A 23,286-nucleotide genomic window follows, 5' to 3' on the forward strand; every position below is an offset into this window, starting at 1 on the left:
ACTCAGCATTGGGCTGGAAAAGCCCTGTCGCATTCGAAAGGAAAGTGGCTTAAACGAGCACTTGGGGCGGCACAAAAACGGGACAGGTCCATTCCGACCAACAGGATATGTTGTTCCCCCAAGCATGCTTTGGAAACGCTTGATCCATCGCAAAGTCCCCAATCCTGCCAGGCACTAGACTGACCGTCGCATTCAACGATCTGGCAAAAGCTATGAAGAAGAGTTCGCCCATCTTTTTTGCTCTGGTAGTCATCGTGGTTGCTGGCGCGGTTGTTTACTCCGTCATCTCCCAAGACGGCGATCAATTGCCGAGTGGCTTCGTACAGGGTAATGGAAGGATTGAGGCAGAGCAGGTTGAAATTGCGCCAACGATCGCCGGGCGTGTTGCCAAAGTTCTGGCACCTGAAGGCGGCATGGTCGCCGCCGGTGATGTACTTGCCAGGATGGATATAGACGAATTGTCTGCAGCGCTGGACCGGGCAAAAGCCGAGGTCGCCTTGGCGCGCCAGACAAAAGCAGAAGCTGAAGCCTTGGTTCTGCAACGCCAAAGTGAGCAACGTCGGGCGGCGCAGGAACTTGAACGTGCTACAGCGCTACTGACCGGGAACAATATCTCTAAGACAGTTTTTGAGGAACGTGAAACCATCCACCAAGTTGCGTCTGCTGTGTTGGGTGCCGCCAAAGCCCGAGTTGCAACCGCAGAAAGCCGGATTGCCGCTGCAGAAGCCGAGGTGCGCAGGATTGAGGCGCAAATCGAAGACAGTTCCTTGCTGGCACCAATGCCGGGTCGCGTTCTTTATCGATTGGCCGAGCCGGGCGAGGTCGTCGGAGCGGGTGAACCGATCCTGACCCTTCTCAGTCTCGAGAACGTGTATATGGAAGTTTTCCTTCCTGCGCGGGAAGCCGGGCTGTTGCCGATTGGAGCCGAAGCTCGCATCGTGCTTGATGCTTTACCCGAATACGCCACACCTGCATATGTCAGCTTTGTTTCTCCCGAGGCGCAATTCACGCCCAAACAAGTCGAGACTCTGGATGAACGCGAGCAACTGGTCTTTCGTGTCCGCGTTCGTATCCCCCAGGACCTGGTTGAAAGCCGGATTGAACACGTAAAAACGGGCCTGCGCGGCATTGCCGTGATACGGATCGATCCCACCAGCGCATGGCCCGAGGCGCTTGAACAGCCCATCCCGCAAGAGCTGTTCGAATGAATGCCACAGTCGCCTCGTCAGAGTTTCGAATTGCCGGTGTTACACACAGGTATCGAAAACACATCGCGTTGAACTCTGTAACCTTGGACCTTCCAACCGGACAGCTTGTCGGCTTCATTGGCCCAGACGGGGTGGGCAAGTCCACATTGCTTGGGTTGATCACCGGTGCAAAAAAGCTTCAATCCGGATCAATCGACGTTCTGGGCGGAGCGATTGATGAGCCCACTCATCGTAGACGAATATGCCCTGCGATCGCATTCATGCCGCAAGGTTTGGGTCGGAATCTCTATTCAGAACTGTCGGTACGCGAAAATTTGGAGTTCTTCTCGGGCCTTTTCGGACAGGGACACGACGAGCGTGACGCCCGGATCACCGCATTGCTGACAGCGACCGCGCTTGCACCATTTGAGGATCGCCTGATGGGCAGGCTTTCTGGTGGAATGAAACAGAAGCTTGGCCTGTGCTGTGCGTTGATTCATGACCCCAAACTCCTGGTTCTGGATGAGCCAACAACCGGGGTTGATCCGTTGTCGCGTCGACAGTTTTGGGCATTGATCGACGCTATCCGAACGGAAAACCCCAAGCTCTCTGTCCTTGTGTCTACAGCCTATATGGAGGAGGCCGAAGGCTTTGACTGGATCGTCGCGATGGACGCAGGTCGCGTCATCTTTCAGGGTAAACCCGCCGAATTGAAGCGTGCCGATAAGGACTTCGAAACTGCGTACCGACGCTTGCGGGCAGACGAGGCATCTGGTTCAGCGCCGGGTCAATCAATCGTTCGACAGATCAAATCGGATCCCGTGATTACTGCACGCGGGCTGACACGGCGCTTTGGCGATTTCATCGCCGTGAACAACGTTGATTTCTCGATCAATCGCGGAGAGATTTTCGGGTTTCTGGGATCAAACGGATGCGGAAAATCCACGACGATGAAAATGCTGACCGGTTTGCTGCCTACAAGCTCAGGCGAGGCATTGTTATTCGGCAAACCCGTTGACGCCAGGGATCGAAAGGTGCGCCGCGAGATTGGGTACATGAGTCAGGCGTTTTCATTGTACGGTGAATTGTCAGTGTATCAGAACCTTCAGTTGCACGCCCGGATTTTCGCAATCCCTGACCGCGACGCGCGCATTTCGGAACTGACGGAACGATTCGGACTCGGCACGCATCGTGATACCCTTGCGGCCGCCCTGCCCCTTGGGATCAAACAGCGCCTGTCGCTGGCGGTTGCGATCATCCATCGCCCGCGTGTGCTGATATTGGATGAGCCGACATCCGGAGTGGACCCAGAGGCGCGAGATACGTTTTGGGCCTTGCTCGTCGAGTTGTCCCGACAAGACGCGGTAACGATCTTTGTCTCCACCCATTTCATGGCAGAAGCAGAACGATGTGACCGTGTTTCGTTTATGCACGCAGGCCAGGTCTTGGCAGAAGGCACACCAGCCGAATTGATCGCCGCTGAAAGCGCCGACAGCCTTGAGGCTGCGTTCATCTCAATTCTGGAGGCGGCAGAAAGACCGGCGCCGGTTGAAGCACCGAGAGTTGATTTGGCCACCAATTCCAAACACGTCGGTGGCAGTGTCGGGCGCGCACTGGCCTATACGCGACGCGAGGCCGTCGAGGTGGCGCGCGATCCTGTGCGCCTTGCCTTTGCGTTTCTTGGGTCAGCCATTTTGATGTTGGTTTTCTGCTTTGGCATCACGCTTGACATTGATGAACTGGACTTTGCCGTTCTAGACCTTTCTCAGGGTCCTGAGAGCCGTGCCTATGCAACTGAGTTCGCGGGGTCGTCCTATTTCAAACCCACGCCGCCATTGGAAAGCGCTATGGAAGGCCACAACCGGCTCCAGGCAGGAGACGTTTCACTGGTCTTAGAGTTGCCACCGAACTTCGGTCGTAAGCTGCGCACAGGCGAGCCAACACAGGTCCTCGCGACAGTCGATGGTGCCATTCCGTTCAAAGGCGAGACCGTTGAAGGATATGTCGCGGGACTGCATCAGTCCTTTCTGGACGAACACGCCCGAAAGACGGGGCAACGGGACTTCGAGATTGCCCGGATAGAACCGCGATTTCGCTACAATCAGAGTTTTGAAAGCATTGCAGCAATGGCCCCGGCCATGCCGGCGATTTTGCTTATCATGTTGCCGGCCGTCTTGACGGCGGTCAGTGTCGCGCGTGAGCGTGAGCTGGGATCTGTGGTGAATTTCTACGTAACACCGACAACCCGGCTCGAATTCCTGATTGGTAAGCAAATTCCCTATATTGCAATTGCTTTTGCAAACTTTCTGTTGCTGGCAGCGATGACCATTCTCGTCTTCGGTGTGCCGCTCAAAGGCGATCCCATTCCGCTAGCGGTTGGTGCGTTTTTGTATATCTGGGCAACGACGTCCTATGGATTGCTGATTGCCACAATGACATCCAGCCAGGTGGCAGCGACATTTGCGACAGCCATCGCCTCGGTTGTGCCGACCATCCAGTTCTCGGGCCTGTTGCAGCCCGTTTCCACTTTGGAAGGGGGGGCTCAGTTCATCGGCTCGCTCTGGCCATCTTCCTATTTTCTGCACCTGAACGTCGGCGCGTTCACCAAGGGCTTGGGGTGGGAATCACTTGCCCCGGACATTCTTGCGCTTGCCTGTTTCGGTCCAGTGCTGACACTCGCCGCCGCCCTTTGCCTGCGCGCGCAGGAGAAGTGAATGCAGCGCCTTTTTTGCATATTCTGGCTGGGGTTGAAGGAAATGATGAGCCTGCGCCGCGATTGGGTGATGATGGCCTTGCTGGTCTGGTCATTCACGCTGGCTCCGATCATGGAAGCAACAGGCGTTGCAAGCTCGGTGAATAACGCCTCAATCGCATTTGCAGATGAGGATAACTCTCCACTATCGCGCACCCTTGCCACTGCGTTTTTCCCACCGGAGTTTCAACCGGTCGTGCAAATTGAACCGGGGACCGGCCCAGCGCACATGGATGCCGGGCGGTTTATCTTCATCGTTGCCATTCCTCCAGGTTTTGAAAAAGACCTGCGTGCCAGAAGCACACCAGAGATACAGGTTCTGATAGACGCCACGGCTATGGAGCAGGCAGGTATCGGCGCCAATTACATCACCAATATATTGAGCGCTGAAATCCATCGCTTTGCAGTTGGTGTCGACCTCGTAGATCCTCCCGCAATCAATGTCATTCTAAGAAGTGCCTTCAACCCAAACAGAGATACGGTGCGTTTTGCGGGCATCGTTGCGCTGATCGGTCAGATCATGTGGCTCACGACCATCCTGACCGGCGCTGCCATGATCCGGGAGAGAGAGCATGGAACAATTGAGCATCTGCTCGCCATGCCTCTAACTCCGCTCGACATTGCGATGGCCAAAATCTGGGCCAATGCGGCCGTTGTTCTGATCGCTGCGGGGTTATCGCTGACTTTTGTCATGCAGGGTTCGTTGGACATTCGTATCGCCGGATCAAAGATACTGTTCCTATTTGGAACCGCACTTTTTCTGTTTACAGCCACGGCGCTTGGGGTATTTCTGGCGACGATTGCGCGCTCAATGGCGCAATTTGCGCTTCTGGTCATGCTGATTGTCCTGCCAATGCTGATGCTGTCCGGAGGGGAAACACCCGTCGAGGGGCAACCAGGCTGGTTGCAAGCCGGAACGCTGTTTCTGCCATCGCGCCACTATATGTCAGCCAGCCAAGCAATTGTTTTCAAAGGTGCTGGAATTGAAACGGTCTGGCCGGAATTCGTTTGGATGGCTGTGTTGGGTCTGGCCCTGTTGATGACAAGTCTGGTTATGTTCAGACGGTCAGTCGCCCAGATGAGTTGATATCAACCGACCGTGTATGTTGTGGACGGGCGTATTGTGAAACGACGGCGCGAATTACCCAGTGAATTTGATCTCGGTTAATGAGAGTGCACCTCTGGGTGTGGTAAAATTAATCACCGTCTTCTTTTCCAGGGAGAGTTCAAATGCCCACAAAATCAGCCGAAATCGAGACACAGGAAGCCCTTACCGACGTGTTGAAATCCATGCAGGGCATGATGTCCATGAACTCCGCGGTGACGCCGCAGATTGAGCAGTTTTGGAAAGCGCAGGACCACCTGCTGAGCGAGGCGGAGGAATACTCCCGCCTCTGGTTCAAGCGCCGCCATGAGGCTGCACGCACCGCGCTGCAAACTGCCCGGGAAGCTACGTTTGGCGACAACCCAGATCCAAGCAAAACGATGCAAGCCGTCGCCGAATGGCAACGCCATTCCATGGAACGAATGGTGGATGACGCACGTGAATGGTTCGAAATGATGTCGCGCTGTGCAAAATACGTAAGCGAAACAGAAGCAGACATCATCGGCGAAAACATGGAAGCTGCCTCCAAGGTCGCAGGCAAAGCCAAAAGCTGAGACCGACTAAACCCGTTTGACGCAGCCCGTCTTCTACGGGCGCGGAGCACTGTGACCCTCCACGTGTCGCTGGCCAAACCGAGTGGCCACGATTGCGGAAGCGCTCTGACAGTTTTTCGTGTGTACCCAAACATGACTGAACATGCAAAGTTGGGACCAAGCGTTCGAGTTTGACGAAAATAAGTGCCCGGTGTTTTGGGCAATCTTTCGCCCCCCCTTTCAGTTCCCACCTATCCCGCGCTGGGGTCTGGGACAATTTGGGTCAACGGGACAAACAAGCGATAATCTGGTCCGTTTCCGGTCTCCTGCGGGTTCGTTGTGGCATTTGGATAACCAGAGATCGGTCGGTTGGGAACAATTTGGTGTGCGCAGCTGTCAGCTCGCCTGTGGCCAAGGCGTCTTCGATCAGGCACAGGTGTCCCATCAGTATACCTGCGCCGGCCTTCGCCTCCTCTACGGCCAGACTGTAGAGGGAGAATTGAGCACCGCCCTTGGCACTATGCAGGTCATAGCCAGAGTGTTGGGCCCATTTGGTCCAATCTTCGTTCCACACCAGATCGTGCAGCAACGGTACGCCCAGAAAACCGTTTGCGCGGCAAACTTGGTCCTTAAGCGCCGGGGCGCAAACCGGCACGATCTCGTCCGGGCAAACGACCACCTGATTGGCCGTGCCGTCCGGTGGAGCGAAGAAGATTGACAGGTCGAACAGTTCGCGCCCCAGGCTCGGCGGCGCTTCCAGCGCAGTGACGGAAAAACTGATGTCAGGAAATTGAGATCGGATCTGGCGCAGCCTTTTGGGAAGCCAGAGCTGAGCAATGGCCGGTAAAGCAGCGATATGAAAATCTGCATTGGGTTTAAGGTTGCGCAGCGCACGGGCCGCGTCGGCCAATTGGTCAAAAGCCCTGGTAAATTCAGCGACAAGCGACTGCCCCTCGGGCGTGAGTTCTACGCCTTGCGCGTTGCGCCGAAAAAGTGCTGCACCGGCCCAGCCTTCCAGCGTTTTGACGTGTTGCGAGATTGCACCCGGTGTGACGTTCAACTCTTCAGCCGCGGCGACAAAGCTGATGTGGCGCGCCGCTGCCTCAAAAGCGCGCATTGCGTTCAGTGGGGGCCCTTTGGGACGTTTTGGGGAAACGCTCATCACCTTAGCCTTAGTTTTTCTACGCCAAGAAATAACAAATCTGCTTTGCGAAGTCACGCAGCAGCAGTCACAGTGCACGAAACAGGAGGATGTCAGATGACACTTGCACATAGAGACTGGGTGCCCACCGCAAGCGAAACATTGGTTCAGAATATCGCGACAAAGACAGCATCGGCATCGTCTGGCGACCTATTGGACCGGATCGCGCATCTGGCAGAGGAAAACCGCCGCATTCACGAGAAAGAGTGTTTCAACCTCAACCCCGCGACCAATGTCATGAACCCCAAGGCCGAGGCGCTTTTGTCGTCGGGCATCGGGTCGCGGCCTTCGCTGGGCTATCCCGGTGACAAATATGAAATGGGGCTGGAAGCAATCGAAGAAATCGAAGTCATCGCGGCCGAGCTTTGTGCAGAGGTCTTTGATGCCCGATTTGCAGAGGTTCGTGTGCCGTCGGGCGCAATTGCAAATCTTTATGGCTTCATGGCGACCTGTAAGCCGGGGGATACAATCATTGCGCCACCCGCAATGATCGGCGGCCATGTGACCCATCATACTGCGGGCTGTGCAGGGCTGTTCGGGCTGCGCACGATCGAGGCACCGGTTAACACAAATGGCTACACAGTCGATCTGGACCAACTGCGCGACCTGGCGCGGGCTGAGCGCCCCAAGCTGATCACGATCGGCGGAAGTCTGAACCTTTTTGAACACCCTGTTGCCGAGGTGCGGGCCATTGCGGACGAAGTTGGAGCGAAAGTCATGTTCGATGCCGCGCATCAGTGCGGGATAATCGCGGGGCGTGCATGGTCGAACCCGTTGAATGAGGGCGCGCATTTCATGACCATGAGCACCTATAAAAGCCTTGGTGGACCAGCAGGTGGATTGATCGTGTCGAATGATGTCGACATTGCCAAATCATTGGATGCAATTGCTTTTCCCGGGATGACAGCCAATTTCGATGCCGCCAAAACGGCCGCGCTTGCGGTTACCATGCTGGATTGGAAAGACTTTGGTCAGGCGTACGCGAACGAGATGATCGCATTGTCAAAAGCACTGGCCGCAGCGTTGGATGCGCAGGGTGTTCGCGTCTTTGAGGGTGCGGAAGGCTTCACCAATTCGCATCAGTTCGCGGTTCTGGCAGAGCCCTATGGCGGAGGGCAGGCGGCATCGAAGAAGCTTCGCGAAAGCGGGTTTCTTGCGTGCGGCATCGGATTGCCTGTCAAGCCGGTTGAAGGGGACTTGAACGGGTTGCGGATTGGCACTCCTGAATTGGTTCGCTGGGGCATGACCTCTCGAGATGCTGATCGCCTCGCCGATTTGATCAGGCGAGGACTGGACGACGCGCCTGTCGCTTCGGAAGTCTCTGCCTGGCGTAGTGAATTCGACACGCTGCATTTCGTGAACTAGGCGCAAGCGGCCACCACATCCGCCCGGTCTGGTGGCTGCTCTTAACTGTTTTCCTGAATTATCGCGTCAATTCTGGCCAATGTAGCAGTGTTGACGGCGACACCTTTTTGACCTGCGGCAAGGCGACATGCACGGCGCCCATCTCCGGGCAGGTGCGCGCCGTCCTGATCTCTGATCGACGCGACCAGATCCGATATTGCGGTTGAAAACAGTCCATTTGACGAAACCGCAGGGTCAATAGCGATGAAGAACTGCCCGGTTTTCGGTGGACCCCCGACCGTACCCGAGAACGGAGAGGCATGCAGCCCAAGAGTAGATCCTGTCAAAGCCGCCGCCATGATTTCAGTCAGCAAAGCGATACCCACACCTTTGTACCCGCCGGATGGGGCCATGCTTCCTTTCAGACCGACATTCGGGTCTGTTGTCGGGTTTCCGTCCGGGTCCAGTGCCCAGCCGACCGGGATGGCCTTGCCTTCTCTGGCGTGTTTCATCACTTCGCTTTTGGCGATGGTGCTGGCGCTCTGATCAATCAGCAAGGCGGGTTGCCCGTCTGGGCCCGGCACCGCAACAGAGAACGGGTTGGTGCCGACAACGGGCTTCGATCCACCCGAAGGTGCAATGGATGCTGGTGCATTGGTGAATCCAAGACCAACCAGACCCGCCTGCGCCAGTCGATACGTGTGATAACCCAACACACCGCAATTGTAGCTGTTGGTGATCGCAAGGGCCGCGATGCCCTGTTCACGAGCCGCCGGGATCAATGCTTCGAAGCCCATTTCAATGGCTGCATGTGCGAACCCGGTCGCAGCGTCTACGCGGATAAGGCCGGGGCGCGGGGTTTCCAGCGCCGGTACTGCCTGACCGTCGACTTTACCGCATTGTACATGTTCACAGTAAATCGGAATGTAAGCCAGACCATGGCTGGCCACCCCATCCGCTTCGGTTGCCGCCGTGGCCACGGCCAAAGGGCGCGCGTTTTCTTCATTTGTGCCAGCGGCAACCAACGCGGTGAAGGACAGCTTTTCGATTTCGGCAAGCGACAGGGTTTGGGTCTCGGTCATCTGATGATCCTTCAGTCATTGTCCGACAGGCCGGAACCAGCGCCAAGCAGTCGGGATTCTTCAGTTGCAGGGGCATATGTACGGTGCGCCATGGAGTTGAGGATCTGCCACGCCTCTGCATTTGGGGCGGCACGGCTTAGCAGGGGGCGACCGTTTTGAATGTGGTCGCCCTCGGTTATCTCAACATGATCAGCGCGGTCCAAATTGCTGTCTGCACAGCTTAGATGAACACCATCAGTTGTCGCAGAATACCCGTCGAAGGTGACTTTTACGGTCGTTCCCAGCTTTTTGGCCCCCGCAGCGACAAAGGGCAGCAACAGCAGCGGTGCTGCGAGATTTGAAATCGCAATGGTGCCTTGGGACAGGACGGTCGGGGAATCCGATATCACAGCTCCGGTCATCAGGGGGCACAGGTCTTGTTCGCCAACCCATACTCCGTTCTGAAGCACAGGAATGTGGCGTTCCAGACAGGGCGCATATTCACGTTTGAGCAGTTGGGCCAGAATAGCGGGCCCGTCGAACCCTTGGGCGCTTAGCCAACGGGTGGCTTTTGCAGCCTCTTCCGCCACGCCCCAGGCATATCCGGCCCCGCGGGTTGCGCGTTTGGCGGTTGCTTCGACTTCGTTCAATGAAAAAGTCATTGCGCAACCTCCGGATAAACCCACAAATCTGCGTTCGCGGTATTTAGCTCATCAGGGTAGGGGGCGCCGGCATACATGCAGATGCGGACCCAGCGATCTGAACGAGGGTCGAAATGCGTCGCGCCAAAGAAGGACAGCTTTGCGCGCAACATATCGATGGGCATCACTTTCGCGCCGATTGTGTTGTCATGAATCTCACCATATGGCGCGATACGGCTGATTTGGGCGCGGCGTACGGTGTGGCGATGCTCGGGGTGGCGCAAAAGAAATTCTGCTATCGGCGCATCATCCGGCCAGTCTTGCAGAGCCCTGAAAGCCATCGCCGCATCACGCGCGGGCGCGAGCGGTTGTTCATAGTCCGCAATTGGTTCTTCAAACCGTTCACCCAGTCTGGGTTCAAGTTTCTCTTCGGAAACGTACCAGGCGCGCGCGCAGTTTTTCGGATCACTCCAATCAAGATCCAGCGCCCAGTCAAAACTGTTCCGGATCAAGGTACGCACCCCTGACACCGGCATTGTTCCATCAATAACCTGTGCAGCCGTGTTTGTGTCCGCCATGCAGCTGGACAGCCCATCCACGACATCTCCGTAAGGCTCAAGGATCAGTGAGGCCAGCAACTCCTGGCCTTCTTCGCTAAGCGCGGTTTCCGACCATCGGATCATGCGATCCCACGGATGGTCTTGTGTCAGGTCGTCTGTAGCCAGAAATACGTCGATCGAATTCAGGTCGTCCTTTAGCGCAGCGAGTTTTTCAACCTGTATCGGGTGTTCGGATTGCCACCACGCGATTGACTGTTTGCTGCGCGCGAAAACGTCGCGAAAGACGCGTGCGTCTTTTTCGGTCGCTGTCTTAATTGACCGCACGCGCGAGATGGCCTGTTCCCGCGCCATGATCCAGTTGTTGAACAGAACGGGATGGTTCACGATGAACGGCGCCATTCCCAGTCCTGTGGAATTTCCGATGCCCAGCCAGCGTGCGATTTCAGGATCAAGCGCGACGGTCTGACCCCCGCCTTTGACCTGCGCCATATATTGCACCAGATCGCGTACAAAAACCCGGGTCAGATAGACTGACAGCATTTCGATCTGGAAGGGACCACTGACCTCATCCCGGTCCGCCGTTTTCTCACGATCCGCAGCGCCGAATTTGCCCGACCCATAAACGGCCGTGGTCCTCATCAGATAGCCGACCTGATAAATCTGTTCCAGGTCCGGTTGCTGGCCCGCAGCCAGACGATCCACCACATGAGCCCAGAGTCGCACGGAACGGTTGGCGCGTGACAGTGACAATTCGGTTTCGCCGACACGCCCTGCCTCTTGCAGCGGCACGTTCTGCGACAGGCGATCAATGTCTTCTGGCGTGGGGATGCCATCGAACAGTGCAAAGGTGGCGTCCCAGGCTTCGGCGATAACCCGGTCTGACCGTTGATCGGCAGGCAGGTCATGGGCAAAGGCGACCAGCGAATAGGCGCGATCGGGGCCTTGCGCGGTATAGACCGCATGGCCGACACCTTTGTCGTCAATTTCAAATGCAGGGCGCGAAAAGCTCCAGTTTTCATCGGCCATGCGGCGTGTCAGTTGCCGCATAAAGCTGAGCCGACATTGATGCAGTGATCCCAGCCGTGACAACCGCATGACCATAGCGGGGTCACGTCTGGCGATCTCTGTCTGCGCGTGTGGTTCCATTTGGTTACCTTTGTGGGACGAAGTTCTCGGCAAAGAACCGATACCAGTTCCTGCCCATGATCCCGGCCACTTCGTCATCGTTCAGGCCGGTCGCGCGTAACCCTTGTTCGATGTTTCCAAAGTCTCGGTTGTCCTGAAACCAGCCCGGCATTGGTGGAAACCCCGGCGCAGAGGCCGAGCCTTCGCCATAGTCGATTTCTTTTGTCCACCGCCCCACACGCATCCATTCAACGATGCTGTCAGGCTGATCCTGGCACAGGTCAGTGCCGATCCCCAGATGACTGGCTCCATATTTGTCCGCAGTGCGGGCGATCATCTCGCAAAAGCTTTCCAGTGTGCAATCTGACTTGTCCTTCAAGTGGTGAGGGTAGACCGAAAAACCCAGCATCCCACCGTTTTCCGTCACGGCGCGGATAACATCATCTCGTTTGTTGCGCAGGGCCGGGGACCATTCGTGCGGATTGGCGTGTGTAATCGCGATGGGCCGGTCCGAGATTTCAGCCGCCTCGATCGTGGACCGGTCTGCCGAATGGCTCATGTCGACCACAAGGCCCACGCGGTTCATCTCTTTGATGACCTGCTTGCCCATGCGGGTGATGCCGGTGTCTTCGGCCTCATAACAACCGGTCGCCAGCAGGGATTGGTTGTTATAGGTCAGTTGCATGAACCGCGCGCCCAGATCGTGCAGGATTCCGACCAGCCCGATATCGTCTTCAATGGGCGAAGGGTTCTGAAATCCGAAAAACACGGCGGTCCGGCCTGTTTCACGGGCTGTGTCGATATCACTGGCCCACCGGCCTTTCATGATCAGATCCGGATATTGCTCGAACCAGCGGTTCCATTTCTCGAAGTTCAGAACCGTTTCGCGGAAATTCTCATGATAAGAGATGGTGACATGGATCGCGTCCACGCCCCCTTCGCGCAGTTGGCGGAAGATCTTTTCCGACCAGTTGGCGTATTGCAGCCCGTCGATCCGCATCAGACCGGGCCTGCGCTGATATAGGCGGTTTTGACGGTTGTATAGAATTCAGCCGCTGCCTTACCCTGTTCGCGCGGCCCGTACGAGCTGTCGCCCCGGCCACCGAATGGTACGTGGTAATCGGTGCCAGCGGTGGGCAGGTTGACCGTCACAACACCGGTGCGCGCGTTGCGGCGGAAATGGTTGGCGCGGGCCAGCGATTTGGTCACGATGCCCGAGGTCAGGCCGAAATTGGTGTCGTTGACCACACTCAGCGCCTCGTCATAGCTGCCGACCTTGATGACGGATGTCAGGGGCGCAAACATTTCTTCGCGGTTGATGCGCATGTCGTTGGTGGTGTTCAGGAAGACGCCCGGCGACATGTAGAACCCGTCATGGGGCATCTCCAGACGCTGACCGCCGCAGGCCAGCTCGGCCCCTTCGGATTTGCCCAGGTCGACATAGGCAAGGTTTTCATTCAACTGCTGCTGGCTGACGACGGGGCCCATCTGCACGCCTGCTTCCAGCGCGTGACCCACTTTCATTGCCTGCGCTCCGGCAACCAGTTTCTCGACAAAGGCATCGTGGATGCCCGCGTGAACCACCAGCCGCGATGAGGCGGTGCATTTTTGACCGGTACCGCCAAAGGCCCCGCCCAGCGCCAGAGTTACTGCCAGATCCAGATCGGCGTCGTCCATCACGGCCAGCGCGTTTTTGGACCCCATTTCCATTTGCACCTTGGTCAGGTTCTGGATCGCCGCGGCGGCGATGCCTTTGCCCACGGGCACAGACCCGGTGAAGGAAATCGCATTGACCTTGGGGCTTTCCACCAGACGTTGCCCGACCGAACGGCCCGAGCCCATCACAAGGCTGAACAAACCTTTCGGGATATCCTGACGTTCGATGATTTCAGTCAGGGCCACAGCCGAGGCGGGTGTGATGTTGGCGGGTTTCCACACCACCGCGTTGCCATAGCACAGCGCCGGGGCAATCTTCCACGAGGCGGTTGCAGTGGGGAAGTTCCACGGACTGATGATCGCAACTACGCCAACAGCTTCGCGGCGCACATCCACTTCGATATCGGGGCGCACGGAATCGGCGTTTTCACCGATCTGGCGCAGACACTCGGCGGCGTAATACGTGAAGAACTGACCGGCGCGGTAAACCTCGCCCTTGCCTTCGGCCAGCGGCTTGCCTTCTTCGCGGCTGAGCAGAGTGCCGAGTTCCTCGGCGCGGGCCATCAACTCGTTGCCGATGGCGTTCAGGACGGCCTGTTTTCGCTCCAGCCCGTAGGCAGCCCATTCGGCCTGCGCGACGCGCGCCTGATCCAGCGTCGCCTCAAGCTGATCGGCGCTGGCCTGTGTGAACATGCCAACCAGATCGCTTAGATCCGAAGGATTGCGGTTTTCAATTTCGCTTTCGCCCGCCAGCCATTCGCCGGCAATCAGGTTCAGTTTGGTCACGTCAGGCCCCAAATTCGCAAATTTCGATTTGGGCCAGGATGGAACTTTCGGCTAACATCAGTCAAACTCAAATAACTTTAGGAAGCTTCAGAAAGTTTGAAGTATGGCGATGAAAGTCGAGATGCTGCGGTGTTTTTGTACCGTGGCCCAAACCGGAAACCTTGCCGAGGCTGCCAGCCGTCTGGGTCGGACACAATCCGCCGTCTCAATGATGCTGAAGCAGTTTGAAGATCACTTGGGCAAGAAACTGTTTGAAGGTGAACGGAAAAATCACCTGTCGCCGCTGGGTCAGCAGGTTCTGGACCTTGCTCTCAAACAGGTGCGCGATTTTGATCAGACTGTTCAGAACATAGAAATGGCGGCGCAGGCGGAACATGGGTTGATCCGTATCGTATCCGTGCCGTCGGTGGGGGCCTTGGTCTTTCCCGCCTTGCTGGGACATATGACATCACGCTTTCCGGGGTTGAAGATCGAGTTGCGAGACGGGGATTCGCAACATGTTCTGGACGCCGTTGCCGGGGACAAGGCGGATATCGGCATTGCATCTGGCCATCATCCCCTGAATGGGGTCAGTGCCGAGCCGCTTTTTCAGGATCGTTTTGGACTGGTTGCAGCATCCGATCATCCGCTTATGACACGGGCCAAACCGCCCGAAATCTGTGACCTGATGGCGGCACCCTTCGTGCGAAACGCCTTGTGCGACATTATTGAATCCTCCTCGTTCAAAAAGATTCTGGACCGGGCCGAGGTCACCATTCACAACACGCACTCGCTGATCACAACGGTCAGGGCAGGCGAGTGGATCACGGTCCTGCCGCAGACCGTCGCGCAATTCATCCCGGATGCGGTCGCCTTTCGCCCGATTTCAGATTTGCCAGACAAGCGAGAGGTATATCTTTACCGCCGGGAAAGAGCCCGCTTCCGCGAGATCACCCAGACGTGCTGTTCGTATGTCCTGACGAGCGGATTTGGAAATGCTGGCTTGGTACAAGAACGAGTACCGGATTAACCCTGCTCAAAATCACAAATTAATTTGGTTTTAGCAGACTCGAAGCGGTGCACATGCTAGGTTCCAGGATGAAGCGGGGGACTTCAGAGGGGCAACATGTCTCAGGACCTGAGGGGCTGGCTGAGCGCAATTGGATTAAACGAGTACGCGCAGGCCTTCGCAGACAACAAAATCGATTTCTCCATCCTGCCAGATTTGACGGCCGAGGATTTGATCGAAATCGGGGTGACGGCTGTCGGTGATCGGCGGCGGCTACTGCGCGCCATTGAACAGATTGATGCCAGCCAAACATCAGCAGAGCCTGAACCTGCCGCGCAGCTCGAGCCCGCGCGCCGACAGGTTACAGTGATGTTTGCCGATCTGACCGCATTCACGAAACTATCCAGCGAGCTGGATGCAGAAGATCTGCATGCGCTGCTGAATCAATTCTTCAGCAAAGTGGACAATGTCGTCGAAAAGTATGGTGGTCGTATAGACAAGCATATCGGTGATGCGGTCATGGCCGTTTTCGGAGCGCCGATTTCACATACCAATGACACCGAAAGGGCGGCGCGTGCTGCTGCCGAGATACATGCAGTTCTACCGACCTTATCGCCGCCGCTTTCCTGCCACATCGGTATTGCGTCAGGTCAGGTCATTGCCAGTACGACCGGAAGTCAGTCGCATACGGAATACACCGTTACAGGGGATGGGGTGAATCTGGCGTCCCGCCTTACGGATATTTCCGCTGGGGGTGAGACTCTGGTTTCACATGACATTCAGCGCGCGTTGGGGCCGCTTTTCGTGGGCGAATCCATTGGTGTGAAGGTCATCAAAGGGCTGAATGATCCTGTCGAAGTTTGGCGTCTGGATCGATTGGCCCGGAACATTCGCACACGGCGTCACAAATTCATCGGGCGCGAGCGGGAGCTGTCGGTGTTCTCGGCCACATTCGACCGATGCAAACGCCACGGCAAGGGTGAAGTCCATGTGATTCTGGGTGAGCCCGGGATCGGGAAAACCCATTTGTCCGAGCAAGTCGCTGAACTGGCATCCGGCGAGTCCTACACGATCCACAACGGTGTCGTTATGGATTTCGGCGCGCGCGAAGGGCATTCGGCCATTCAGATGGTCGCCCGCAGCATTCTGGGTCTTGACCCGTCGGATGGCGCGGAAACAGTTGCCGCAGCGGCTAGGGACGCAATCGCCAGGGGCTGGGTCAGCCCCCCGAACGCCGCGCACCTCAATGCGCTGCTTGAGCTGGAGCAGGATTCGGGTCTGGCTGAGGTGTTTGCGGTGATGGACAATAAAACCCGCCTGCGCGGACGGCGGCAGGTCATTGAAGAGTTGCTGTCGGCCAGCAGCCAGGAAGCCCCCTTGCTGATCCAGATCGAGGACATCCACTGGGCCTCGCCCGAGATCCTGATGACCTGCTCTCATATAGCGGCGGCAACGCGGAATATCCCTTGCGTGTTGATGATGACAAGCCGGGCCGAAGGCGATCCGATTGACCGGGACTGGCAAATGGCAACCGATGGCGCGCTGGTGTCCAAGATGGAACTGGCGCCGATGGGGGAAGAACAGGCCAGACTGTTGGTCGAAGAATTCACGGCCATCGACCCCGAGTTGCTGGACACCTGTGTCAAACGCGCCGGGGGCAATCCGCTGTTTCTTGAACAGTTGTTGCGCAATACGGATGTACTTACCCAACAAAGCGTGCCCGGCAGTATTCAGGGGATCGTTCAGTCCCGACTGGATGCACTTGATCGAACCAGCCGCGCCGCCATTCAGGCAGCATCGGTATTGGGGCAGCGGTTCTCGCCAGAAGTTCTGAACTTCATTCTGGGTGAAGGGCATCTGGATACGACCAGCCTGATCCGATCCGCGCTGGTCCGAGAGGCAGGGCCTGACCTCATGTTCGCCCACGCGCTGATCCGGGATGGATCCTATGCGACGTTGGTCAAATCCGAGCGCGCGCGCCTGCACAGGCAGGCCGCCAAGTGGTTCGAGGATCGCGATGCGACCCTGTGCGCACAGCATCTGGACCGGGCCGGGGCGAATAACGCCGCGCAGGCGTATCTGGAGGCGGCAGACAAACTGATCCAGGCCTTCAGATTCGACGATGCCAGCCCATTGATCGAACGCGCCCTGGAACTGCCGTCCCCTGCAGGTGTCCGGTTCGACCTGCTGTGCGCTCGTGCTGAGACGCACAGGCTTCAGGGTCTGTCCGGCGACGCACTGCGTGAATTTCGGGAAGCTGCCCGGGTTGCCGAAACCGATGAGCAAATCAGCCGCGCGCATATCGGGCTGGCGCAGGCCGCACGGCAAGCCAGCCTGTATCAGGATGCCCTGGAGGCACTCGATATGGCTGAATCCGCCGCCGAGCGTTGCGGGTCAGAGCGGGATGTGGCTCAGATCAGCTACGTGCGCGGTAATGTTTATTTCCCTCTGGGCCGGGACAAGGAAGCGCTGAGCGCCAATGAACGCGCCCTGACGCTTGCCCGCAAACTTGGCTCTGCCCGCCTTGAGGTAGGGGCGCTAAGCGGATTTGGTGATGCAAACTTCATGAAAGCCACCATGAAGACAGCGACAGGCTTTTATACGCAGGCTGTTGAGCGGGCGCGCGAAAAAGGGCTGGTCCGCGATCTGGCTGCCAATCTGCACAATCTCAGCGTCGCGCGCAGTTACACCGGGGACGTCGCACAGGGCAAGGCGGACGCCATTGAGGCTATTGAAATCTCGCAAAAGTACTTTGCCTTTGTTCCGGAATGCGTTGCACAGACCTGCCTGGGCGTGGCCGAGACCTTTCTGGGCAACCTTGATCAGGCGCTGGACGCGTTCATTGTTTCAGCCGAAATTGCGGAACGCGTCGGGGCAAAACGTCTTGAGGCGCAGGCCCTTGAACACCTGGCGCGAACACAGGTTTATGCCGGACAGTCAGACCGCGCGCGTACGACCGGGCGTCGCGCGGTTGAAATCGCGCTTGAACATGGGCGGAACTTTGTAGGGCCCAAGGCTCTGTCGGCTCTGGCAATGGCCGAGACCAACCCTGATGAGCAAATGCGCTTGTTGAACCTGGGGTCTGAAATCATTGCCGAGGGATGTGTGGGGCACAGTCACCTGCACTTTTACTCGGATGCCAGCGCCGTCATGCTGGCGCGCGGCGATTGGGACGCAGCAATTGAATATGCGGATGGGCTTGCAGCCTTCACGACTACCGAGCCTTTGCCAATGGTCGATTTATCCATTTGTCAAACACGACTTTTGGCTGAAAGCGGACAGCAGAACACTCCGCCAATACAACACGGGGGGTATGCCGATCTGACAACGCAGTTTGCCGCTATGGGTATCACGCAATCCCTTCTGGGTTCAGTGGGGTTTCTGGCTGATTAGGTGACACGGCAGGAGGCTGAATGAGCGTTGAAAGAAAGGTGTGGCTGATTTCTGGCTTGTTGACCCTTGGGCTTGGGGGTCTCTTGCTCAAACTTTGGATCGAACTGAATCATTTTGAGGGTGATCCCACTCAACTTCCGGATCAGGCATCAGTGGACGCATATCTGGAAAAACTGGATGCCGTGCCGGATTACCGCGTTAAAACGGGGATCTTCTTAAAATCATTCAGCTTTCTTGGTGCCAGCGACGTGCAGGTCACCGGTTACGTCTGGCAGCGCTACATCACAGGTGTTCATGATGAGATCCGTCCGGCCGAGGGTGAGATCGGTTTTCTTCTGCCGGAAGCGGTCGATACAGCAAACGGCCTGATCGAAGAGGCCTATCGGCTGCCGCAACAAGATGGGTTGCTGATCGGGTGGTATTTTGAACAAACCCTTCGGCAGAGTTTTGACTACACCCGCTACCCCTTTGATCACAAAACGGTCTGGGTGCGCTTCTGGCCCGCATCTTTTGACATCAATGTTGCGCTGGTTCCTGACTTTGAGGCTTATTCCGCGACCGGTCCGGATGATATTTTCGGCATCGACAGTCAGATCGTGATGGGTACGTGGGAACGTGAGAACACCTATTTCGACTATAAGTTGTCAAGCCTGGATACGACGTTGGGCATCGCTCAGAACGCCTATCAAACCAACATGCCCGAGCTGCATTATAACTTTGTCATCAAACGCAATTTCGCAAACGCGTTCATCGTGCACATGGTCCCGCTGCTTGTCGTGACAATGCTGCTGTTTGGGGCGCTGATGACCGTCACGCGCCGCGAGGGGCTGGCCGATCGGCATGACTTCAGCACGTCCAGTGTAATCGGAACCTGCTCGGTTCTGTTTTTCGTGATCCTGTTGGCCCATGTGCAGCTGCGTGAAGGGTTCGCAGGTTCTCCTGTGATCTATATGGAGTCGTTCTTTTTCCTGATGTACTTCATGCTGCTGGCAGTTTCGGTCAATACATACCTGTTTGCGTCTGACGTTGAGACGTCGTTGCGGATCATCCACTATCGGGACAACCTTATTCCCAAGGCCGGGTTCTGGCCGTTCGTCCTGCTTTGTATGGTGGTGATCACGGCCTATAATCTCAGTTCCAAGGAAAGCCCGAAACCGCCACCAGTCAGCACAGTGGAAAACTAGATAGCCGGCTCGAATCCGGGCTTGGGTTCACCCTGCGCCATATCCAGCGTGTAGTCGCTGATGACATCTGATTTGCCGTCACGCCAGTTTTGCATGTACTTTTCAGGATCGGCGATCACATAGGCGTAGGCGGGTTTCATCACGCCATCCAAGATCACGTTGATCTTTTTGCGGATATAGACGTTCTTGGACGAGCCCGGACCATGATAACCTTCCAGTTTGTCCAGTTCGTGCAGGCCCGATTCCGTCACTCGGTAAACCTCTCCGCTTACTTGTTTGCCCATGCCCTGCTGATCGACAAGGGTCGCCATTCGGTGCAGGAAGCCACAGTTCGGATTGTCGCAGAAGGGTTCATTTGGAACGATCAGCGGCATTGGTTGCCGCGTGCGGGCAGGCCCGACAAAGTCATTCAAGACCCGGCTGTGAGCCTCATGGTTCGGGAACCCCTGTTTCAGGGAGCCGTATGTGAAATACAGATAGGTGGGTTCCTGAACGGCAATAAAGGTTTCGTCACGTCCCTGTTCCGCATCTTTTATCTTAAGATTGTGATCCTGCGCCCAAGCATCCAGCATGGTCCGGATTTCGGGTGCGATATCCACGCCCTGAACAAATTCAATGCACGAGGTTGCATCCATGCCTTTGGCGCGCAACAGGATGTCGACCATCCTTGGGGCTTTGTTCATCACAGCCACATGCAATGCCGTGAAACCGTGATCGTTGACGATATTGACGTCGATATCGCGGTCAATCAAATCCTGTGCCGCTTCATAGTCTGGCTTGCCCAGATCGTGACCGCCTTCGTTCAACTCTCCTTCGCCACCGGCCGCATAATGCAGCAATGAATCGCCGTGGGCCTCGTCCACGATATTGATGCCCACGACACCTTCATCGATGGCGCGGAACACACGTTTCCATTCATTGATATCATCAGCGGCGGCAGCCTCTCGGGCCCATTTGCACACGCGGTATTTTTGGTCGTCCAGTTCTTCGAACGCTTCGCCCAATGCTTCCATGATCTGGTCAGGTGTGGCCATCATGCCAATCCCCATCCGACCGTTTGACAGCCGGCCTTCCCGGGGACCTATGAAATCAATGCCCAGCGTCTTCAGTCTTGCGACATTGTTCTGGGTGGTGATGTTGTTCCACATATTCGTGTTACAGGCCGGGCACAGGATCACGGGCTTCTTCTGGTACTGCCACGCCACAAAGACCGAGGTCAGAAGGTTATCGGCGATCCCGTTTGCCACTTTGCCCATGGTGTTGCAGGTGATAGGAGCGACGATCACGCAATCGGCCCAGTCGCATAGCGCCAGATGAGACGCTCGCACCGGCATGTCGAATTCCATGTAACGGAAGTTCCATTCATCATCGTCGCGGTAGTAGTCGTTATGGGTGATCTTGGCGTCGATCCGTTCAGCGCCGAAGTCCCGAAAGAACTTCTCGGCCGAAGTGGAAGGGATCAGTTTGACATTGTGTCCGGCGTCGACGATGCGCTCAACCAGTTCGGGGATCTTGTCTGCCGCTGATGATCCGCAGGCACAAAGCAGCACGTTGCGTTTGCCGCTGCTTACCTGGTTCATCACACCTTTGGGATAGCCGAACATGTTCTTGTTCAGGCTGGGCGTCTCTTCAAGCTTGGAAACGGGAAGACCCGCTTCGATCATGCGGTCCTGAAGGTGACCCGCCTTGATCATGTCCACAATGTCTTCCAGCTTTTCGCCTTTGCTGATGCATTGGCCTTGGAAAAACAGGTAGGGAACTTTGGGTTTTTCACCTAAAGATATCAGCTGACGTCGCATCTTTATCGCGTTGGGGTCGCGACCGCCCACATCCACCTGCTTTACGCTGGTCGCACCGATGTTCGAAAGAACACTTCTGAGCATGTAGGACCACGGGTCTTCATCTTCATAAAACAGAACCATGGGGTTGTTCCGGATAATGCTGGTGACATCTCCGGGGTCTTCGGGCGGCTCAACCGTTTCGATCACCAGCAACGCCGGGTTTTCCAGATCGCGTAGCCCGCGGAAGATGTTGCCACGAGGGGCTTGCCAGACCTGTGACGTTGCGGGGCTCATGTCGACGATCGTCACAAGGTCGGTTGCTTCATCATATGCGATACACAGGCACCAGAATTCTTCGAGCAACGCGGTTTCCCGGTAAACGTTTACCGGCGGGCGGATGGCTTCGATCCCGGTGACCCGATTAAAGTCGATATTGATCATCAGGTGACGGTCCGTGTTGGCGTCCAGGCCCTGAAGTTGCATCTTGAACCAGTCTTCGGGGGTATCGATCGATGTGTCCTCGCGCGTTCCGAAACTGCGAAGTGAACTGCTCAGGTGTATGTTTTCAGCCGCGTTCAGATATTTCTGGGCCATGTTGTGCATGTCCGCGGCCGTGGCCACCCGTGAGACAACATCCGTGAAAGAGGCTTCGGTGGCCCGCAGCAGCTCGTCTTCGTCCACCTTGTCATCGCCGTGAATGGCCAGGCTTTCCACCAACACACCTAAGGAGTTCATGTTCGGAGTGGCGCGGCGGAACAGGTTGCGCCGTTTCTTGGGGTCTTTTGCCAGATAGAGCGTGCTGTCGACATAGTTGCATCGTTGCTTGAATGTCTTCAGATGCGTCTTGACCGCGGCACGCGCCGAGAAGCGCAAAATGCCACGCGACCGCATCGAGGTTCCGTCACGGTCCGACATCGCCTTCCAAAGCCGGTCTGCGGTTGTAACCCAAAGCTTGCCGTATTTCTCAGGATGTACGTCCATCATGTGCACCAGCCCAGTGCTTGGGTTGCACTTGGCGATTACGGCAAAATGCCCGCCCGGCATATTCGCTTTGCCATGGGCGACGCCGACCTGAAAATTCGCCACCAGAATATCATTGTCACCACCCAGCCGGTTGGATTCGTCAATCGCATCCAGCAACAGCTGCACGTTTGTCGTGTCCTCGTCCATGAAATAGGCCTGAACCTGAACACTGTCCCGCAAGCCCTGCGAATGAATGTAGGTACAGGCGACGTCAAACAGCTCACCCAGTGAGATACCGTCATTGACGACGAAAGACGAAGGCAGCGCGCATTCACGGAAAATGTCGTTCACTTCGCAACTGAAGCCCAACGCGGACATGCTGAGGGCGGCAGCCGTCACGCTGCAACAATTGATCGGCTGCTGGAAGTTCTGCAATTGAACACTGACCAGATCGCCGAACATCGTGGCGAAGCAGGGTTGCCGGATTTCCTCTGGTATCTGACGCCAGTTCTCGCTGGACAGAAAAGCCACCCGCGATCCGTCCAGCGCGAGCGCTTCGAGGCTGACGGGAATGTCTGATATCTGAAGGTGCTCTTCATAGAAATAGTCACCGACATCCGCGCTGGCCAAAGGATTACCGTTCTGCCGCAGCTGAACCACACCGCGCAGAACAACATACATGCCGCTTGCTGGCAGAACCGTGTTGTCGGTCACCTCGATACATTCGAAATGACGGTTGATGACTGACGGGTCGGCAATCTTGGCCTCGCCCGGCAGAACCTTGTATATCAGGTTCCAGTCTGCGTCATTTGGGATATATGATCTGGATGTTTCAATTTGATCTATAAGCACAACTGTTCCCCCCGGAGTTGCGTTTCAAATGTCTAATTGCGGCCAGCAGGGGCTTTCGGGTTTTCGATGCGCAGATACCCGTCATTCAGAATTAAGGACGCGTCTGTTTTTGCCTTTCACTGGCCAGGGCCGGCCTGCCAAAGAGAAAAAGTATAAGCAAATTGGCCCAATTGG

15 protein-coding genes are annotated in these 23,286 nt (G+C 56.5%); 8 read left to right on the forward strand and 7 right to left on the reverse strand.

The annotated features are described in order from the left end of the window. Positions 1-212 precede the first annotated feature (212 nt). The 4 genes from ACR0EK_RS11510 (at position 213) to ACR0EK_RS11525 (ending at position 5,598) form a co-directional block, all read left to right on the forward strand. Complete coding sequence (locus ACR0EK_RS11510; RefSeq protein ID WP_480483857.1) at positions 213-1,208, forward strand: HlyD family secretion protein; 996 nt, start codon at positions 213-215, stop codon at positions 1,206-1,208. Next, positions 1,205-3,901 carry a ribosome-associated ATPase/putative transporter RbbA gene (gene rbbA, locus ACR0EK_RS11515; protein ID WP_480900091.1) on the forward strand — a complete coding sequence of 899 codons (2,697 nt, stop codon included), beginning with the start codon at positions 1,205-1,207 and terminating at the stop codon, positions 3,899-3,901. The genes ACR0EK_RS11510 and rbbA overlap by 4 nt, the downstream gene beginning before the upstream one ends. Then, on the forward strand, positions 3,902-5,026 hold the full coding sequence (locus ACR0EK_RS11520; protein ID WP_480870614.1) for an ABC transporter permease: 1,125 nt from the start codon (positions 3,902-3,904) through the stop codon (positions 5,024-5,026). It begins immediately after the preceding gene. 143 nt (positions 5,027-5,169) lie between these two features. Next, complete coding sequence (locus ACR0EK_RS11525; protein ID WP_480488186.1) at positions 5,170-5,598, forward strand: phasin family protein; 429 nt, start codon at positions 5,170-5,172, stop codon at positions 5,596-5,598. Positions 5,599-5,860: 262 nt separating this feature from the next. Here ACR0EK_RS11525 and ACR0EK_RS11530 read toward each other — a convergent pair whose 3' ends face one another. Further along, the gene (locus tag ACR0EK_RS11530) at positions 5,861-6,739 is read right to left on the reverse strand and encodes a LysR family transcriptional regulator (RefSeq protein ID WP_480900089.1); all 879 of its coding nucleotides are present in this window, start codon (positions 6,737-6,739) and stop codon (positions 5,861-5,863) included. A gap of 96 nt (positions 6,740-6,835) precedes the next feature. Between ACR0EK_RS11530 and ACR0EK_RS11535 the strand changes: the two genes are divergently transcribed. Next, a complete protein-coding gene (locus tag ACR0EK_RS11535; RefSeq protein WP_480900087.1) occupies positions 6,836-8,143 on the forward strand; it encodes an aminotransferase class I/II-fold pyridoxal phosphate-dependent enzyme in 1,308 nt (435 codons plus the stop codon). Positions 8,144-8,184: 41 nt separating this feature from the next. On the opposite strand, the gene ACR0EK_RS11540 is transcribed toward ACR0EK_RS11535, so the two are convergent. From ACR0EK_RS11540 to ACR0EK_RS11560, 5 genes are read right to left on the reverse strand one after another with little or no spacing between them, the layout of a single operon-like run. Continuing rightward, complete coding sequence (locus tag ACR0EK_RS11540; protein ID WP_480900085.1) at positions 8,185-9,204, reverse strand: Ldh family oxidoreductase; 1,020 nt, start codon at positions 9,202-9,204, stop codon at positions 8,185-8,187. 11 nt (positions 9,205-9,215) lie between these two features. Further along, on the reverse strand, positions 9,216-9,845 hold the full coding sequence (locus ACR0EK_RS11545) for a DUF3726 domain-containing protein (protein WP_480900083.1): 630 nt from the start codon (positions 9,843-9,845) through the stop codon (positions 9,216-9,218). Next, the gene (locus ACR0EK_RS11550; RefSeq protein ID WP_480914362.1) at positions 9,842-11,530 is read right to left on the reverse strand and encodes a hypothetical protein; all 1,689 of its coding nucleotides are present in this window, start codon (positions 11,528-11,530) and stop codon (positions 9,842-9,844) included. Before ACR0EK_RS11550 ends, ACR0EK_RS11545 begins: the two co-directional genes overlap by 4 nt. Before the next feature lie 4 nt (positions 11,531-11,534). Further along, complete coding sequence (locus ACR0EK_RS11555; protein WP_480914364.1) at positions 11,535-12,509, reverse strand: membrane dipeptidase; 975 nt, start codon at positions 12,507-12,509, stop codon at positions 11,535-11,537. Further along, positions 12,509-13,951 (reverse strand): aldehyde dehydrogenase family protein, encoded by a 1,443-nt coding sequence (locus ACR0EK_RS11560; protein WP_480914366.1) that lies wholly within the window; start codon positions 13,949-13,951, stop codon positions 12,509-12,511. Before ACR0EK_RS11560 ends, ACR0EK_RS11555 begins: the two co-directional genes overlap by 1 nt. Before the next feature lie 103 nt (positions 13,952-14,054). Between ACR0EK_RS11560 and ACR0EK_RS11565 the strand changes: the two genes are divergently transcribed. From ACR0EK_RS11565 to ACR0EK_RS11575, 3 genes are all read left to right on the forward strand, one after another. Continuing rightward, the gene (locus ACR0EK_RS11565; protein WP_480967820.1) at positions 14,055-14,960 is read left to right on the forward strand and encodes a LysR family transcriptional regulator; all 906 of its coding nucleotides are present in this window, start codon (positions 14,055-14,057) and stop codon (positions 14,958-14,960) included. 96 nt (positions 14,961-15,056) lie between these two features. Further along, positions 15,057-18,332 carry an ATP-binding protein gene (locus tag ACR0EK_RS11570; protein ID WP_480967821.1) on the forward strand — a complete coding sequence of 1,092 codons (3,276 nt, stop codon included), beginning with the start codon at positions 15,057-15,059 and terminating at the stop codon, positions 18,330-18,332. A gap of 20 nt (positions 18,333-18,352) precedes the next feature. After that, complete coding sequence (locus ACR0EK_RS11575) at positions 18,353-19,516, forward strand: hypothetical protein (protein ID WP_480520108.1); 1,164 nt, start codon at positions 18,353-18,355, stop codon at positions 19,514-19,516. On the opposite strand, the gene ACR0EK_RS11580 is transcribed toward ACR0EK_RS11575, so the two are convergent. Continuing rightward, positions 19,513-23,112 (reverse strand): flavoprotein, encoded by a 3,600-nt coding sequence (locus tag ACR0EK_RS11580; RefSeq protein WP_480967822.1) that lies wholly within the window; start codon positions 23,110-23,112, stop codon positions 19,513-19,515. The genes ACR0EK_RS11575 and ACR0EK_RS11580 overlap by 4 nt on opposite strands. Positions 23,113-23,286: the final 174 nt, after the last annotated feature.

The organism is Ruegeria sp. AE4, assembly GCF_056542185.1.

What these genes read in the sequence shown, in the direction of transcription:
- ACR0EK_RS11510 (WP_480483857.1), top strand. Translation starts at nt 213, where the DNA reads ATGAAGAAGAGTTCGCCCATCTTTTTTGCTCTGGTAGTCATCGTGGTT.
- rbbA (WP_480900091.1), top strand. Translation starts at nt 1,205, where the DNA reads ATGAATGCCACAGTCGCCTCGTCAGAGTTTCGAATTGCCGGTGTTACA.
- ACR0EK_RS11520 (WP_480870614.1), top strand. Translation starts at nt 3,902, where the DNA reads ATGCAGCGCCTTTTTTGCATATTCTGGCTGGGGTTGAAGGAAATGATG.
- ACR0EK_RS11525 (WP_480488186.1), top strand. Translation starts at nt 5,170, where the DNA reads ATGCCCACAAAATCAGCCGAAATCGAGACACAGGAAGCCCTTACCGAC.
- ACR0EK_RS11530 (WP_480900089.1), bottom strand. Translation starts at nt 6,739, where the DNA reads ATGAGCGTTTCCCCAAAACGTCCCAAAGGGCCCCCACTGAACGCAATG.
- ACR0EK_RS11535 (WP_480900087.1), top strand. Translation starts at nt 6,836, where the DNA reads ATGACACTTGCACATAGAGACTGGGTGCCCACCGCAAGCGAAACATTG.
- ACR0EK_RS11540 (WP_480900085.1), bottom strand. Translation starts at nt 9,204, where the DNA reads ATGACCGAGACCCAAACCCTGTCGCTTGCCGAAATCGAAAAGCTGTCC.
- ACR0EK_RS11545 (WP_480900083.1), bottom strand. Translation starts at nt 9,845, where the DNA reads ATGACTTTTTCATTGAACGAAGTCGAAGCAACCGCCAAACGCGCAACC.
- ACR0EK_RS11550 (WP_480914362.1), bottom strand. Translation starts at nt 11,530, where the DNA reads ATGGAACCACACGCGCAGACAGAGATCGCCAGACGTGACCCCGCTATG.
- ACR0EK_RS11555 (WP_480914364.1), bottom strand. Translation starts at nt 12,509, where the DNA reads ATGCGGATCGACGGGCTGCAATACGCCAACTGGTCGGAAAAGATCTTC.
- ACR0EK_RS11565 (WP_480967820.1), top strand. Translation starts at nt 14,055, where the DNA reads ATGGCGATGAAAGTCGAGATGCTGCGGTGTTTTTGTACCGTGGCCCAA.
- ACR0EK_RS11570 (WP_480967821.1), top strand. Translation starts at nt 15,057, where the DNA reads ATGTCTCAGGACCTGAGGGGCTGGCTGAGCGCAATTGGATTAAACGAG.
- ACR0EK_RS11575 (WP_480520108.1), top strand. Translation starts at nt 18,353, where the DNA reads ATGAGCGTTGAAAGAAAGGTGTGGCTGATTTCTGGCTTGTTGACCCTT.